Below are 16,404 nucleotides of genomic sequence, written 5' to 3'. Positions count from 1 at the left end.
TGAACAAAGACAAGTTACAAACTGTGTAGTTTCCGTAATATTCCTTAGAAAGGAGGTGATCCAGCCGCACCTTCCGATACGGCTACCTTGTTACGACTTCACCCCAATCATCTATCCCACCTTAGGCGGCTGGCTCCAAATGGTTACCTCACCGACTTCGGGTGTTACAAACTCTCGTGGTGTGACGGGCGGTGTGTACAAGGCCCGGGAACGTATTCACCGCGGCGTGCTGATCCGCGATTACTAGCGATTCCGGCTTCATGTAGGCGAGTTGCAGCCTACAATCCGAACTGAGAGAAGCTTTAAGAGATTAGCTTAGCCTCGCGACTTCGCAACTCGTTGTACTTCCCATTGTAGCACGTGTGTAGCCCAGGTCATAAGGGGCATGATGATTTGACGTCATCCCCACCTTCCTCCGGTTTGTCACCGGCAGTCTCGCTAGAGTGCCCAACTAAATGATGGCAACTAACAATAAGGGTTGCGCTCGTTGCGGGACTTAACCCAACATCTCACGACACGAGCTGACGACAACCATGCACCACCTGTCACTTTGCCCCCGAAGGGGAAGCTCTATCTCTAGAGTGGTCAAAGGATGTCAAGACCTGGTAAGGTTCTTCGCGTTGCTTCGAATTAAACCACATGCTCCACCGCTTGTGCGGGCCCCCGTCAATTCCTTTGAGTTTCAACCTTGCGGTCGTACTCCCCAGGCGGAGTGCTTAATGCGTTTGCTGCAGCACTGAAGGGCGGAAACCCTCCAACACTTAGCACTCATCGTTTACGGCGTGGACTACCAGGGTATCTAATCCTGTTTGCTCCCCACGCTTTCGAGCCTCAGCGTCAGTTACAGACCAGAGAGCCGCCTTCGCCACTGGTGTTCCTCCATATATCTACGCATTTCACCGCTACACATGGAATTCCACTCTCCTCTTCTGCACTCAAGTCTCCCAGTTTCCAATGACCCTCCCCGGTTGAGCCGGGGGCTTTCACATCAGACTTAAGAAACCGCCTGCGCTCGCTTTACGCCCAATAAATCCGGACAACGCTTGCCACCTACGTATTACCGCGGCTGCTGGCACGTAGTTAGCCGTGGCTTTCTGGTTAGATACCGTCAAGGGATGAACTTTTTACTCTCATCCTTGTTCTTCTCTAACAACAGAGTTTTACGATCCGAAAACCTTCTTCACTCACGCGGCGTTGCTCGGTCAGACTTTCGTCCATTGCCGAAGATTCCCTACTGCTGCCTCCCGTAGGAGTCTGGGCCGTGTCTCAGTCCCAGTGTGGCCGATCACCCTCTCAGGTCGGCTATGCATCGTGGCCTTGGTGAGCCGTTACCTCACCAACTAGCTAATGCACCGCGGGTCCATCCTCAAGTGACGCAAAAGCGCCTTTCAAATAATAAACATGTGTTTACTATTGTTATGCGGTATTAGCACCTGTTTCCAAGTGTTATCCCCCGCTTGAGGGCAGGTTACCCACGTGTTACTCACCCGTTCGCCACTCCTCTTTTTCCGGTGGAGCAAGCTCCGGTGGAAAAAGAAGCGTTCGACTTGCATGTATTAGGCACGCCGCCAGCGTTCGTCCTGAGCCAGGATCAAACTCTCATAAAAAGTGTTTGAACAGTCATCAGACTGTTAAGCTCAATAAAATTAACTTTGCTAGCTATTGCTTGCATGTTGTTTGCTTCTATTAATAGAAGCGCCCTACACATTGGTTCGTTTGCTTGCTTTGTTCAGTTTTCAAAGGTCTACATCGTTGCTTTTTAAATGTTTCAGCAACTCTTATATCTTATCAGCTGACGTTTTGTTTGTCAACTGTTTTTTTCAAAAAGTTTTAAAAGCTTTTTGAAATGATATTTCATAAAAGTGCTGCTCACTAAGCAACTTCGTTAGTTTAGCAATCATTGTTACAATTGTCAACAACTTTTTTCAAGAATATTTCAAGTTGTTTTCAACTGTGTGACTGCTTCGTCAACGTTGATTAATTTATCACTTCTCCGGCTTTGGGTCAATGATTTTATTTGCTCAGTACATCGAAAAAAATCAAACTGAAAATCATTTTTTTGTTTCATTCGCTTTTTTTGCGCTTTCATACTTATAAAATCCAGTTATCCGAGATTTAATAGTCTCAAAACATTCATTTTGTTCTTTATTTAACTATTATAATTCGTTAAAAATTTTTCACAAAAAAAGGAGACTCTCATCTCCTTAAGACTTATTTATCTCGTGTTAAAAAGCGTATACGTTTGTCTTCATCGCGATAAATAATTGTTTCTTCATTCAAATACGAAAAAGTCAATTGCTCTAATTCTGGTTCACTGATCATTTTTTCGTATCCGGTAAAAATATCATGAATATATTTTTTATAAGCATGCTTTTTCTTCAATCTTTTTTTCATGAGGCACCTTCCTTTTTCAAATCATTGTCATCTTACCAAATGTAGAGTTGATTGGACAAGTGATTTTCGCAAATTGCAATTATCTTATGAAGGTTATGTGTTCCTCATAATTTTATACTTACTCCAATTTTCCACCACATTAATCACATCAGACAGATTATCTATAATTAAATCTGCCTCATTTTGGTTAATTGGAAAATCTTGTTTTAATGCTATCGTATATAGTTGAGCCGCTTTGGCCGAAGCTATTCCTACTGGTGAATCTTCCACTGCAATATAATTATCACAATGTAAAGCTTCTTTTGAAAGCAGGTAAATTTCAGGATGTGGTTTACTTTTGGTCAAACTTTCACCTGAAATGATAAAATCAAAAAAGATTCTAAATTATTTTGATGTAACATCGCTTTGATTTCGTTTTCTGAAGAAGAGGAAGCTAACGCTATTTTTATTTGATTATACTTTAAGTAAGTTAACACTTCCTTTACATCACATCTTAGAGCTTTCACAAAATCAAGCGGATGTGCTTTGCGATACTTTTGATATTCTTTTTTTAGGATTGCCCGATTTTCTACGTCTGGAACTAATACTTGCCAAATCCCCTCTTCTGTTAATCCAACAAAGTCAAGTTTATCTTTTGAGCCTGGAGTTAGTTTTTTTTCCTTAAAAAAATTCATTCGGCGTTCAAAATAAAAACTTTCTGAATCGATTAAAACCCCATCCATGTCAAAAATTACACCTAAAGTCATTGTAACCTCTCCTTAACCATTAATAATTTCGTGAATTAGACGCAATTCTAAGTCAGAAATCTTGATGGTATATTCATTTTCAACGTTTCGAAAAGCGCGATGGATCAGTTCCATCTCAGAACCCGCCTGTTCCACATAAGGTATTAAGTCTGTTTGTTCATCTACGCTTTCTTTCCTTAAAATTCGTTCAATCATACAGCAGCAATGTAAATAAAGTAAAAATAATTTGCTGTTTGACAATGTAATTCCTAAATTTTCTTCTGCTAAAGAAACAGCACTTTGCACTAGTCGCAAAAGCTTAGTCGCATCTAAAATGGTTAAATTCTCTATAATTTTATTAATTGAAAAACTAAACATCAACTGTTCTTTCAACGCTTTATCACTAATATCAAAATAGCCTTTTAAAAAGCGGCTAATACGCATTTCTCCCAACACTTCCAACACAATTCACTTTTATTTAAACAGTGTTGAGCTATCTTCTGCGAAGTGTTGAGATACAAAGAAGATTGATCTTTTACAATAAATTTCCCTAATTTTGCTAAAAAAAAGACAGTCATCAAAGATCGATGACTGTCTTTTTTATCTGATTACCTTGGTGCAATATATGTTACGTTACTTGAACGCGCGATACTATTTGGAATGATACGATAAGAAATAGTTGTTGGGCTGATAACATTTCCTTCAGAAACTAAAATTCCATCAGGACCTACTGCTTCAACAAAAGCAACGTGTCCATACGTTGTACTAGAGCCAGCTATACCAGGATGAAAACTTACAGCATAACCAACTTTTGGCGTACTTGTGGTTTTATAACCCAGTTTTGCTCCTTTTTGGCCCCATTCTCCGCCATTTCCCATAAAGTTATCAACGCGACCACCGAGTTGTGTAATCCGATTATAAACATACCACGTGCACTGACCGACTGGATAAGAACCAGAAGTATTGTAGTTTTTACCATCATAATCTGGAAAAATCATTTTATTCCGATAGTACATAGGAATATTTTGGCGCGATTGGATGACTACGCCCGTTTGAGTGCCTTCTGGTGTTTTAGGCTCATCAAATTGCGTCAAATGATATGCAGCAATAATTGAATTTAACTTGTTACTATATTGCGTATCGGTTGCGTATTTTCCCATTAAATGATCGGTAGCTTGTAAATAATTACCCGCTTCAGAACGCCAAGCTGCTTTATAAAAGCTGTCATTACCAGCAATTCCACCACGAATTAATTCAACATAATCTTTTAAAGACTCTTTATAGCTCGGATAGCTTCTAAAATTTGCTGTAATTTGATACAATTCACCATTACCGTTATCTTCCATTGTCTTCATAGCTACCGATGAACCAGCGTGAGAGCCCTTAATGCCAAATAAATTATAATAAGGAGCTCGTGATAAGCCGCTTGCGCCAGATCCGCTTTCTAAAATAGCTTGCGCAATCATTACAGATGCAAAAACATCATATTTTAAACCTAACTCCCTTGCATCATCAGCAATGGATTCAATGAAACGTTGCGTAATCGGGTTAACTTTGAAATCAATCGTAGCAGCATAGCTATCTAATGTTTCTTGGCCTTTTTCAGTTAAGTTTAAATCTGTTGGCATACTTATAACGACGTTTGGATTTTCTGACACTCCATATTTTTCACTTAAAGAAGAGGTTGTCTTTTCATCTGCTTTAACAGCATCATCGTTAATTTTCACCACACCAGCATCGTTTACCTCATAACCTTGAAGTGTAAAGATTTGAACGCCGGGTAGCTCTGTTTGTTTGTTTTCATTATTATTTTCTTTATCAGCATCTTCTTTTGCTTCTTCTTTTAATTGGCGTTGCTCTTTTAACGCCTCATGATTTTCATCTGTCGCTAGCATGTATTTTCCTTGACCCAGATATAGCGCAACCTTATTTATTTTTTTATCGTTTTGCCAAAAAAGTAAATCGCCTGGTTGGGCTTTTTCTAGAGTTGTCTGCTGATTTACTTTTATCATTTCATCGTATGTTTTGCCTAACGTGATTCCAAAAATTTCATGATATAAGTAGTTTGGTAAGCCTAAGTTATTAAAGGCTTCCGGTGCTTTGCCGTTTTTTTCAAAGGGTTTATTCAACGTCTTTAACGCCGCTGCAATCAAAGCTGCCTGTTTTTTATCTTTAAAGCTACTCAACAATGGAAGCTCAAATCCATTTAAATTAGAATCAGTCAAACTGTCTACGACTAAGTCTTTATCTAGTGATGTTGCATTTTCCTTTTGACTAGGTCCTTGATTTGCAGGTTTTGGTGTCTTAGCCTGAGTGCTATTTGTTTTTGACTTGTCATTATTAGTTGACGTACTTGGTTTATTTGGCTTATTTGCAGTAGATTGATTAGGCTTTGGCTTTGGCGTTGGCACAGGATCTGGTTTTGGCTGTGGCTTAGGTTTTGGATCTGGTTTTGGTGTGACTACTTTTTCTAGTCCATCAATTGCTTTTTGTAAATCAATTTGAACAGTCGCCACTTGTTCATTTGTTGCATCTTCATTTTTTGAAATCTGTGTTGCCAGGTCAATTTGTGTTTTTAAGCTCTTAAAAGAAGCCGGTGTGTAGTCACTTTCTTTAAAACTTGTAGCTTTAGTTAGTAAAGCTTGTAAATTAGTTTTATCAGCTTTAAGTTCTAAAGCGCTTCTTACGTTTTCTATCTCATTAGTACATTCATCAACTGTTTGTTGATCAGATTCAGTAGCAGCAACCAACTCACTGCCCAATTGATAAAGCTGATTTATTTTTGCTGCTGGATAAGTTGATGGTCGGTACTGTTGCGCATTAGCCATCACTTCTTTTAACAGACTAAGTTGTTGTTCCAATTTTGTCTTATCTACAATAACCGGTGTTGGTGGAGTAACTTGTTCTTCTTCACTTTCACTCGTTGTTGTTTCTGTTGTACTTTCTAAAACTGCCTCACTAGAACCACTAGTAGCAACTACATTTGCATAAGCAGGCGCGCTTTGGGAAAACAAAACCAACAGCACACTAAATGCCGAAAGCGCTCGTCGCAAGCGCAAACTATTTCTTTTTTTCATAGAGCAACCCCCTTTTATTACCTCGTTATTATTTTAGCACACATTCTCATGGAATTCTAAGCAAGAAGGGTATTTTTATTAAAATAACAATTGTAAAGATAACAGAAATAAAAAAAAGAATCCTACTGCCCCAAGGAAAACAAGCAGATTCAGATTCATCCGGCGTTGGTTCAACCATTTTTAATAAATAAATTTTATTATTTTGACGCCAGTTTTCAGCAAAAAAAAGTATAAATAACTAAAATTAAGCTAAAACTAACTGATAAGCATTGCGTACCCCCGCTGGTATCGGAAAATGGACTTGACCACAGTAAAAAAATCCCAAAGCTTCAATCGTCTTAATCATCGGCTTATTATCAGGATATGTATCTATTCTAATATCTTTGTAGCCTTGCTCCTGCGCTACTTTGATTAGTGCAGTTAAAAATTGACGCGCGATACCTTGTTTGGTGAAATCTCTACTGACAGCGACACGATGAATGGCAATATAGCCCATTTCATCCTCATAAGACCAAGCACCCGTTATTTCACTATAGACAGGATCAACTCCTCTTATAAGACTAGCTACAGCAACTATTTTTCCTTTCAAAATGGCAATAAAACAAAATTGATTGGCAATATCTTCTGCCATTTGCGCTTCACTAGGGCCATAACCATTTTGCCACTGTGGTAGTCCTTGACGCTTTAAAAAGGCACGTCCATCTTCAATTACTTCCATAATTTCAGGTAGATTTTTTTGTGTGGCTAATTGTATTTGCATTTTATACTCCTCATTTAAAATAGTCGAAACGAACTAATTGGATAAAAACGTAAACGAAATGTCCCAATAATCTCGTCGCGGTGAATCGAACCAAAATTACGACTATCGGTTGAGTGATCCCGATTATCTCCTAAAACAAAATATTCACCCGGAGCAATTTGATAAATAAAATTATCCATTTCCCAAATCATATCCTCGGTTTTAAAATTTTCTTTTGTCGCTTTATTATTAATATATAGATTATTATTCTTGTATTCAATCTTTTCACCTGGCAAGCCTACGACGCGTTTAATAAATTTTTCCTCTTCACTGAACTGATCCGGATTGTTTAACACTACGATACTAAAGCGTTGCAATTTCCCAATTTTCAAAGCAAAGCCTCGATCACTATCATAAAGCGTTGGCGCCATGGAAGACCCGTCAACGATTACTGGTGAGAAAATGAATATTCGAATGATTATTAAAATGGCAATAAAACCGCCGAAAATCCCGATATCCCGCAACGATATCTTCATTTTTTTCATAAACACCATCCTTTGACAGGTTCAATTTATCCAAAATAGTTAAAACAAAATTAAAATATCATTAACTAACATAGTGGGATAAATGATAATATGTATCTCTTCATAATAAATATATAATATCCCCACTACCATTTCAATGAATATCCTTATATCGATAAATAAAAGAGATTGCACCGTAAAAGTACAATCTCTTTTATTATAATATTTTAAACGATAGCTTTTAATTTGCCACGAAATTCAGCAATTGTTTTATAGCCCTTTTCTTCCATAATAGCCATTAGTTCTTTTTGTAAACGATCAAAAATGGCAGGTCCTTCTTTTTGCAATTGCGTTCCAACTTGTAGCATAGTTGCCCCACATAGTAAATGTTCATACGCATCTTGTCCAGTTAAAATGCCACCAGTGCCAATAATTTTAATTTCAGGTTTAAGACGTGTATAAAAAGCACGAACATTTGCTAAAGCAGTTGGCTTTACGTATTCACCGCCAATTCCCCCAAATCCTTCTTTAGGTTTAATGACAACTTGATCACTATCTGTGTCAATGTATAAGCCATTGCCAATACTATTTATTGCATTCACATAACTTAAAGGATATTTATTTAATATTGCTCCCATTTGATCAAAATGAGCCATATCAAAGTACGGCGGTAATTTGACCCCTAATGGTTTAGTAAAAAAGTCAAATACTTGTGCTAATGTTTCATCTGTCAATTCAAAATCATAGGCAACTTGGGGTTTACCAGGAACGTTGGGACAGGATAAATTTAATTCTGTCACCCCTTTGAAGTCACTTGCTTCGATTTTTTTAAGCATAGCAATATTTTCCGCTACACTCATACCCGCCACTGAGAAAAATAATGGGCGACTTGTCTTTTCTTGTTGTTTTAACGCATAATCCAAGTAATAATCAAAGCCTAGGTTTGGCAATCCCATTGAATTAATACTACCCAGGGGAACATCAAAATAGCGCGGTTCCGGATTACCTTCACGTTTTGCTGGCGTGGCACTTTTCATAATATATGCACCAGCGTTTGAAGCAGCTAATTCATCAAGCTCATTAGTCGTCATACAATGAACACCAGATGCATTCATAAATGGATTGGAAAAATCAAAATCTAAGAAATTAGTGGTTAACACAAAATCGCCTCATTTCAATTTGGTTGGACTTAGCATAGCGACTTTTTAGCTGAAATTCAATAGTAAGTTTCAAAATGTCCCCAAATCCAATTCCTTCGTTCGTCTTTACTTAATTTTAGAAAACAGATGATTTACAAATTCGAAAAAACAAGTTATTATTTGAAAAGAATTCTAAAAGGGGTTGCTGTTATGAACGAAACGCGGACGACACAAGAAATTGAAGAAATTAAAGAACGCATTTTAACTGCTTTAGAAACTGTGATTGACCCTGAATTAGGTATTGATATTGTCAATCTTGGTTTAGTATATGATATTGAATTTGAAGGCGAGACTGGTGAAACTGTCATTAAAATGACATTGACAACGATGGGATGTCCTTTAGCAGATATTTTAACTGATCAAATTCATCAAGCTTTAGCTGAAGTACCAGAAGTTACCAAAACCGAAGTCAAATTGGTTTGGTATCCAGCGTGGACGACTGATAAGATGAGTCGTTATGCTCGAATTGCACTAGGGATTCGTTAAAATTTAATTGTAAAAAAAGACAGCTAGCAACACAATCATTTTGTGTGGTCCAGCTGTCTTTTATTTATTAGTAAAAATCAGATGATAAAAGTATCTGAATTATTTATTTCTGACGTTGTGCCTTTAAGCGAATTAACTTGTCACACTCTGTAATCGCCAAAATAAGAATACCTGCGATCAACGCAACCAGCCATTCTAGCAGTGATAATCCACCTGTATAAAACCAACTTTGCATAAATGGCAAGTATGTTAGTCCAACTTGCAATAAAAGCATAATTCCGATAATTATAAAAGCTTTCGGGTTCGTAAAAAAGCTTTTAGAAAAAAGCGGCGCTTTCGTCCTAATATTGAACAAGTAAAAAATTTTACTTAAAACGACAATATTAATCATCATGGTACTTGCAGTCGTTGTGGAGACACCTTTTGAAAGCAACCATTCATAGGCTATTAAACTTATCGCTGCAACCAAAACGGAAACATATCCCATTTGGAAAATATCATGACGGTTAAAAATCCGGCCTGTTGATTGTCGTGGCTTTTTCATCATAATATTTTTTTCTGCAGGTTCAAAAATAAAAGCAAATTGGATTGTAATTGCTGAAACCATATTAATCCAAAGCAGTTGCGTTGGTTGCAAAGGCATGTCTTTTTGCAACAATATTGTAAAAGCAATAATCAATCCTTCTGCAAAGGACGTAGGCAGTAAAAAGAGGATACTCTTTTTGATGTTATCATATATTCTTCTGCCCTCACGAATTGCAATCGCCATAGTACCAAAATTATCATCGGTTAAAATCATGTCAGCAGAATCTTTAGCAACATCTGTCCCTTTTTCCCCATTGCAACGCCAATGTCTGCTTTCTTTAAAGCAGGTGCATCATTGACGCCATCTCCAGTCATAGCGGTTGTTAAACCATTTCGTTGAAGTGCTGCGATAATTTCCAACTTATTTTGCGGGGTAGTGCGGGCAAAAACTTGATTTTCTACTACCGCATTTTCCAATTCCTTTGGCGACATTTGATCAAGTTCTCCACCAGTCACAACCGAAATTTCCGGTGCTAAATTTAATTTTTCAGCTATGGCTTTTGCAGTCTGCGGATGGTCACCTGTAATCATTTTGACTTGAACACCAGCGCTATTCATTTCTTTTAACGCTGGAATAACAGCTTCTTCTGGCGGGTCAATAATTCCGGTAAGCCCTAAAAATTGAATGCCGCTTTGCAAAAGTTCAGGGGTAATTTCATTCACTGTTTCATCCACCACTTTATACCCTACCGCCACTACTCGCTTTCCTTGTTCCGTTAATGGTCTGACTTGTTTTGTCCAATATTCTTCATCAAATTCTGCTTTTTGATAGGATTTTGCCATTCGAAATAACTTATCAGGCGACCCTTTAATAAACAGCAAGCGTTGCTTGTCTTTGTTTTCAACTAATTTAGCGATATAACGATAATCAGAATCAAATGGTAACATGTCAATTTCTTTATATGCAGGCTGATTGGGAAACTGAAACTGCTTATAATATAGCGTTAAAAAAGAACCATCCGTGGGTTCGCCATTAATTTTCCAACCATCGTCTTGAATTAAAACCGTATCATTTGCTTCGAAACCAGCTTCTAAAAATAAACGTAACTCTTCATCTAACTGAGCTTTCACACCATCGCTTGTTAAAATGTTACCAATAGGTGCATAGCCATCTCCTGTAACTTGATATTTATTTTTGTTTAATATGATGTCTTTAACTGTCATTTCATTTTTCGTCAGCGTTCCCGTCTTATCTGTAGCAATAACCGCCACTGAACCTAATGTTTCGACAGCGGGTAGTGTTTTGACAATAGTATTGTTTTTCTTGGCCATATCACTAACACCCATCGCTAACACAACAGAGGTTGTAGCAGGCAATCCTTCCGGAATCGAACCGACAATCATTGTAACAACAGCCAATGAAAGAGCTGAAATTGCATAAGTTTCCAGTACCAAACTAATAATAAATAAGAGAAGAGAAACACCAATAATAACCCATGTAATCCCTTTGCCTAAGTTATCAATTTCTTTCATAAGAGGTGTTTTTACACTTTTAGTTTGAGCAACCTCTGTCGAAATCTTACCAATTTCACTTTTTACCCCTGTTGCAATCACTACCCCAATACCACTTCCGGCTGTAACAGAAGTGGAGGCAAAAGCTAAGTTTCTTCTTTCTGCCAGCGGCGTTTTAGCATAGGATATCTTTTTCGAGTTTTTTTCAACGGAATCTGCCTCACCCGTTAAAGATGATTCTTGAATCCTCAAATTATCCGTTTCAATCATACGTAAATCAGCAGGAACATTATCCCCTGCTTCTAAAAAAACTACATCACCTACTACTAAAGTTTCGGCTGCTATATCTTGTCGAATACCATCTCGATAGACTGTGGCTTCTTGTGACAGTAAATTTTTAATTTTTTCCAAAGCATCAGCAGCGCTTGCCTCTTGATAATAGCCAATGAAAACATTGACTAAAACAACCACAATAATAATAATCGCATCTGAAGTATGACCCATAAGAAAAGTCAATATAGCCGCAAAAAGTAAAATATAAATAATCATATTGTGAAACTGACGTAACAGTAAACGCCACCTTGAGGTTTTTTGACTTGTCAATTTATTCAATCCATCTTTTTCCAAACGTCTTTTTGCTTCTTGACTAAAAAGTCCTGACTTAGTCTTTAAACCATATTTTTCTAATACTTCTTGTTCATCTAACTGAAATGCTTGTGTTTTTTCCATTGTTTGTTTGCTCCTTTAATTTTTAAATAAACGACAAATAAGCCCCTTACAGACGTAACGACAGCCTGTAACGTGCTTTTTATTTCGTTTATTCAATTAAGAAGTGCGCCAAACAAACTAAAAATTCTAAAAATTTCTGCTCTCCCTCAGGCGAGTCTTCGTCCAAAAAAATCATCTCCTTTCTAATCTCATGCTAGTATTTGAGAAATAATTGCCTTCTCTTAATCAAAATAACACAAATTATCTTTGGAAAAAAGTTTTTTTAAAAAAAGGAAGAATGATCATTTCGATTTTATATTTTTCTTAAATTTCTTCATTATTATTTCTTATTTTAAAAATTGAATGTGTGCAGCTTATCATAAAAAAACACAACCTACCTTTTATTACCTATAAAAAACTATTCAAGTCAATTAAGTATCACCCGGTCAATGTAAAGTATAAATGACGCAAGAGGTAATTAATAACTTGAATAGCTCATTAAAATATTAATTTTTAAAATCGTAATCTTATTTATGTCCTTTTTTCTTCGTCATTTTAATTTCTGGAAAAACACCAGTTGCTTTAAAAGTACGCTGATCATCTTCACTGGCAAAACGACCAATAATCGATTGAGTTGGAACAAAGTCAACAAACGCGTTTTCATCGACCTCTAAAATAGCTTGTTCTAAATCATAGACTTCATACCGGGTAACAACCATCATAATCATTTTACCTTCCACACCAGAATAGCCACCCATCGAAGGTAATAGTGTCATGCCGCGAAAAACATGTTCAGAAATATTTTGGCCCACTAGATCAGGTTTGGTAGTAATAATAAAGGCGGTGACTTTTTGATGACTGGTATGAATTGCATCCACCACATGGCTCATCGCATAAATCGAAATAATCGTATATAACGCACTTTCCCAACTAAAGATAAAACCGGCAATCAAAACGATAATCCCATTTAGTAACAACATAAAGTTTCCGACTGTTTTTCCGGTGGTGTTGGATAAAATCAACGAGACAATATCTAAACCGCCAGTCGTAAAACCAAATTTTAAAGATAAGCCACCACCAACGCCTAATAGCACACCACCTACAATAGCATTCATTAAGATATTATTTGTGACTTCACCTTGCGGAACGATAATGGTAAACAATGAAACGCTAATAACATTCATAAAACTCCAAAAAGTCGCCGCTTTGCCTAACTTTAAAAAACCAACAATAAAAATTGGAACGTTTAATAGGAAAATAAAAATCCCAGTATCAAAAGTAATACCGAAATAGCGGTGTCCTAAAGAAACCACAATTTGTGCTACCCCGTTCATACCTGCCGCTAAAACCTGAGCGGGAATTAAAAAGAAGTTCAGTGCCACGGCTGCAATTACCCCTGATAGCAAGACAACTCCAATTTTTTTCATCATTTCCATTTGTAGATGTTGCTGCCAAACTTTTGTCACAACCCTCAAACTCCTTTTACAATAAATTTATGGTAATGCCGTAACCGGCAATTTTATTCCCTTTCTAATATAGCAGTTGTCGCTTTGAATGCAATCTTTTTAATCATTTTTTTGTTCCCAAAAGTGTAATAAATTCGACTTTAATTCTTGAGGATTGTGAATTGGTAAAAAGTGATGCCAGTGAGGCGGAAAAAGACTCAGATATTCAGGACTTTCAAAACGTTGATCGACTAATAACACCACACCATAATCCTTTTGATCGCGAATCACACGACCAGCAGCCTGTAAAACTTTATTCATCCCCGGCAGACGATAAGCATAGTCAAATCCTTTTTTACCACCATAATAACCTTTTAGTAATTCTTGTTCATGGTTCATCTGCGGCAAGCCGACTGTTACAATCATACTTCCAATTAAACGACTTCCTTTTAAATCAATTCCTTCTGAAAAGACCCCGCCTAACACACAAAAACCTACTAAAGCAGTTTGGGGATCAGAAATAAATGCCGCTAAAAAATTCTCCTTTTCTCCTTCTGACAGTTCGTTATTTTGAATAAGAGTCTCAATCTCAGGATAGGCTTTTTTAAAAGCAGTTGCGACTAAATCTAAATACGCATAAGAAGGTAGAAAAACAAAATAATTTCCTTTTTTAGCCATCACCATCTCATATATTGCAGCCACTAGATTTGTCAGGCTGTTTTCCCGTTGTTTATACGTGGTCGGGATGTAATCTAATATAAAGAGTGCTTGTTGCTCAGGCAAAAAGGGACTCGGCAAACGGTAACGCAACGCTTCTTTCCCTCCACCTAAAACTTCTTGATAATAAGTAAGTGGGGTAAAACTAGCAGAAAATAAAATAGCACCTTTGCCTTTATTTAACATTTGATTTAAAAACGGAGCAGGATCTAAACAAAATTGTTTTAGCGTAACGTCACGATAATTACGCGTAACAGTAGTAATATAATGCTCATCGTAAAGCTCACTAATCTTCAAATAATTTAGCACTGTAAAATAATAATTTAGCGCAATTTCTTGCGCTTTATCTTCGGGATTTTCTCCTAACCATTCATGGAGCTTTTCACTGACTTTGTATAACTGCTTGTTAAAACTATCCGCAGGTGGCTTTTGGGCAAAAAAATGTTCTTTCTTTTCTGTCACCGCTGTTTCAATTAATGTAAATTCATCGTCTAATCTTATTAGACTACGTCGCAGTTTTCGATCTTTTTGCGGTAATAGCCCTAGCAAGTGTTCCCCGCTTTGACGCGAAATCTCTGCTGAATACATCTCTTTTGAACGAGCAACAAGATTATGGGCTTCATCAATTAAGAAATAATGATTTTCATTTTCTTCTTCAAAAAAGCGGCGTAAATAAACCGTCGGATCAAAAAGATAATTATAATCACCTATAATAACATCACACCACAGACTAACGTCTAATGATAATTCAAACGGACAAAGTGTATGCTTTTTTGCATAGGTTTCAATCACTGAACGGGTAATCTGATTTTCATGGTGTAACAAATCCCATAAACCTTCGTTAATTCGATCGTAATAGCCATCTGCAAAAGGGCAATGCTCTGGAGTACAGTTGCGCTCAGCTAAAAAACAAATTTTATCTTTAGCAGTTAAGGTGACGCTTTTTAGTTGCGCTTTGTCATCATTACAAAGCGCCTTTAGTGCATCTTCTGCCACTTGCCGGGTAATTGTTTTAGCCGTTAGATAAAAAATACGATCATCATCTTCTTCACCTAATGCTTTCAGTGCTGGAAAAAGTGTTGAAATCGTCTTACCTGTTCCAGTCGGCGCCTCAACAAATAAACATTGTTGTGTTTTTAACGTTTTATAAGCGGCCACTGCCAACTCTCTTTGTCCTTTACGAAATTCATCGTAAGGAAATTGCAGCAATTGTAACGAAGTATTTCGAACCCGACGCCAATTATTTTGAAATTCCAACCATTTTTGATATTCACCTGTTAATTGTGTAAAAAAATCAGCTAGTTCTTGAAATAAAAAAACACGTACTTCTTTTGTAACCTTTTCTTCGATAGTTTGAAAATAAGTTAACTGTACTTTAATAGTCGCTAAATCATGTTGGACTGCGTAAATATACGCATAAACCATTCCTTGGTAGAAAAATAATTCTTTTTGTTCTGGTGCTAATTCCTCAAAGGGCGTTTCTGATGTTTTAATTTCATCAATAACATACTCTAACCCATCTTTAAAGATCCCATCCGCTCGGCCCTCTACCGTTAATTCATCTTTTGCTATTTTTAACGTATGTTTTAAAGCGACTTCTTTTTGATAGTCATCACCTGCGGCTTTTTGTAACCGGCGATGAATCTTAGCACCTTCTTGAGCAGTATGATTGCTAGTATGACGACTGTCGATACTGCCTCTTCGTAAAATAAATTCCACTAGTTTTCGAACTGACACCCGCGCATGCTGCAAAAGACCACCTCCTATGACTAAAAAAACTGTATCGCTTTTAATTTTTTTAAGGGTTGTAAAATTATCTAGTAATAAAGTTGTATTTTTAAAATACAACTCAATTTAACAGAAATCACCACGAGAAACAACTCATGTCTTTGGCTAATAAAAAAACACTGACAAGTCCTTTGTCAGCGCCATTTTTCGTGTTCTTTTAAAAACTAAAACAATTTTATTTGCGTTTTTTTAATTCGGCTAAAAATTTTTTAAAGATAGTCGTGTCTATTCCCAGCTTACGATAATTTTCTAAAATTGATTCAATTTCTAACCACAAATAACCTAAATAAAAAACCCATAACATTGCAACACCCGTACTAGCAGGCAAAATAAACGCCACAGGTATAAAAAAGAGCAATAAAAACATACTCGCAAGCTTACGAATAATCCCATTAATGCCAATGCGGGAAGATATGGTTTTTGTCCAGGTAGCCGCAAGCATTCCACTAAAAAAATCAAAGATCATTGCCACTGCTAAAACCGCTACAACATTAAAAATCCCTGTACTCTGCAAAAACACAAGAAATTGCCAAAATTGTTGATACATATCATCTCCTCCTTCACC

General features: G+C 37.0%; 9 protein-coding genes, 1 rRNA gene and 3 pseudogenes. 1 reads left to right on the top strand and 12 read right to left on the bottom strand.

The features are described from left to right. Nucleotides 1–48: 48 nt before the first annotated feature. The 8 genes and pseudogenes from IGI65_RS08640 to IGI65_RS08605 form a co-directional block, all read right to left on the bottom strand. A 16S ribosomal RNA gene (locus IGI65_RS08640) occupies nucleotides 49–1,607 on the bottom strand. 604 nt (nucleotides 1,608–2,211) lie between these two features. Continuing rightward, nucleotides 2,212–2,394: a hypothetical protein gene (locus IGI65_RS08635; protein ID WP_071864671.1), complete on the bottom strand. Its 183-nt coding sequence runs from the start codon at nucleotides 2,392–2,394 to the stop codon at nucleotides 2,212–2,214. Nucleotides 2,395–2,487: 93 nt separating this feature from the next. Continuing rightward, nucleotides 2,488–3,140: pseudogene (locus IGI65_RS08630) on the bottom strand (HAD family hydrolase). A 12-nt stretch (nucleotides 3,141–3,152) separates the two neighbouring features. After that, nucleotides 3,153–3,545, bottom strand: a pseudogene (locus IGI65_RS08625) (PRD domain-containing protein); the annotation flags it as partial. Between the two features lie 182 nt (nucleotides 3,546–3,727). Further along, nucleotides 3,728–6,196 (bottom strand): glucosaminidase domain-containing protein, encoded by a 2,469-nt coding sequence (locus IGI65_RS08620; protein WP_438773928.1) that lies wholly within the window; start codon nucleotides 6,194–6,196, stop codon nucleotides 3,728–3,730. 244 nt (nucleotides 6,197–6,440) lie between these two features. Beyond that, on the bottom strand, nucleotides 6,441–6,956 hold the full coding sequence (locus IGI65_RS08615; protein WP_071864680.1) for a GNAT family N-acetyltransferase: 516 nt from the start codon (nucleotides 6,954–6,956) through the stop codon (nucleotides 6,441–6,443). Nucleotides 6,957–6,970: 14 nt separating this feature from the next. Beyond that, nucleotides 6,971–7,480 carry a signal peptidase I gene (lepB, locus tag IGI65_RS08610; RefSeq protein ID WP_438773927.1) on the bottom strand — a complete coding sequence of 170 codons (510 nt, stop codon included), beginning with the start codon at nucleotides 7,478–7,480 and terminating at the stop codon, nucleotides 6,971–6,973. 206 nt (nucleotides 7,481–7,686) lie between these two features. Next, nucleotides 7,687–8,619 (bottom strand): dihydroorotate oxidase, encoded by a 933-nt coding sequence (locus tag IGI65_RS08605; protein WP_438773926.1) that lies wholly within the window; start codon nucleotides 8,617–8,619, stop codon nucleotides 7,687–7,689. A gap of 189 nt (nucleotides 8,620–8,808) precedes the next feature. Here IGI65_RS08605 and IGI65_RS08600 point away from each other — a divergent pair, with 189 nt between their 5' ends. Beyond that, nucleotides 8,809–9,144 carry a metal-sulfur cluster assembly factor gene (locus tag IGI65_RS08600; RefSeq protein ID WP_071864683.1) on the top strand — a complete coding sequence of 112 codons (336 nt, stop codon included), beginning with the start codon at nucleotides 8,809–8,811 and terminating at the stop codon, nucleotides 9,142–9,144. A gap of 103 nt (nucleotides 9,145–9,247) precedes the next feature. Here the strand turns inward: IGI65_RS08600 and IGI65_RS08595 are convergent. From IGI65_RS08595 to IGI65_RS08580, 4 genes and pseudogenes are all read right to left on the bottom strand, one after another. Continuing rightward, a pseudogene (locus IGI65_RS08595) lies at nucleotides 9,248–11,910 on the bottom strand (HAD-IC family P-type ATPase). A 506-nt stretch (nucleotides 11,911–12,416) separates the two neighbouring features. Beyond that, nucleotides 12,417–13,325: a YitT family protein gene (locus IGI65_RS08590; protein ID WP_438774431.1), complete on the bottom strand. Its 909-nt coding sequence runs from the start codon at nucleotides 13,323–13,325 to the stop codon at nucleotides 12,417–12,419. Nucleotides 13,326–13,454: 129 nt separating this feature from the next. Next, the gene (locus tag IGI65_RS08585; RefSeq protein WP_438773925.1) at nucleotides 13,455–15,803 is read right to left on the bottom strand and encodes an ATP-dependent DNA helicase; all 2,349 of its coding nucleotides are present in this window, start codon (nucleotides 15,801–15,803) and stop codon (nucleotides 13,455–13,457) included. A gap of 211 nt (nucleotides 15,804–16,014) precedes the next feature. Beyond that, on the bottom strand, nucleotides 16,015–16,386 hold the full coding sequence (locus IGI65_RS08580) for a phage holin family protein (RefSeq protein ID WP_438773924.1): 372 nt from the start codon (nucleotides 16,384–16,386) through the stop codon (nucleotides 16,015–16,017). Between the last annotated feature and the right edge of the window lie 18 nt (nucleotides 16,387–16,404).

It is taken from the genome of Enterococcus sp. DIV0755b (assembly GCF_051713765.1).
GTDB lineage: Bacteria > Bacillota > Bacilli > Lactobacillales > Enterococcaceae > Enterococcus_C > Enterococcus_C canintestini.
This window is presented reverse-complemented; position numbering and strand designations above follow the sequence as displayed.

Excerpts from the sequence above, each read along its gene's own strand:
- IGI65_RS08620 (WP_438773928.1), bottom strand. The coding sequence starts at position 6,196 with ATGAAAAAAAGAAATAGTTTGCGCTTGCGACGAGCGCTTTCGGCATTT.
- IGI65_RS08615 (WP_071864680.1), bottom strand. The coding sequence starts at position 6,956 with ATGCAAATACAATTAGCCACACAAAAAAATCTACCTGAAATTATGGAA.
- IGI65_RS08580 (WP_438773924.1), bottom strand. The coding sequence starts at position 16,386 with ATGTATCAACAATTTTGGCAATTTCTTGTGTTTTTGCAGAGTACAGGG.
- IGI65_RS08590 (WP_438774431.1), bottom strand. The coding sequence starts at position 13,325 with ATGGAAATGATGAAAAAAATTGGAGTTGTCTTGCTATCAGGGGTAATT.
- lepB (WP_438773927.1), bottom strand. The coding sequence starts at position 7,480 with ATGAAAAAAATGAAGATATCGTTGCGGGATATCGGGATTTTCGGCGGT.
- IGI65_RS08635 (WP_071864671.1), bottom strand. The coding sequence starts at position 2,394 with ATGAAAAAAAGATTGAAGAAAAAGCATGCTTATAAAAAATATATTCAT.
- IGI65_RS08600 (WP_071864683.1), top strand. The coding sequence starts at position 8,809 with ATGAACGAAACGCGGACGACACAAGAAATTGAAGAAATTAAAGAACGC.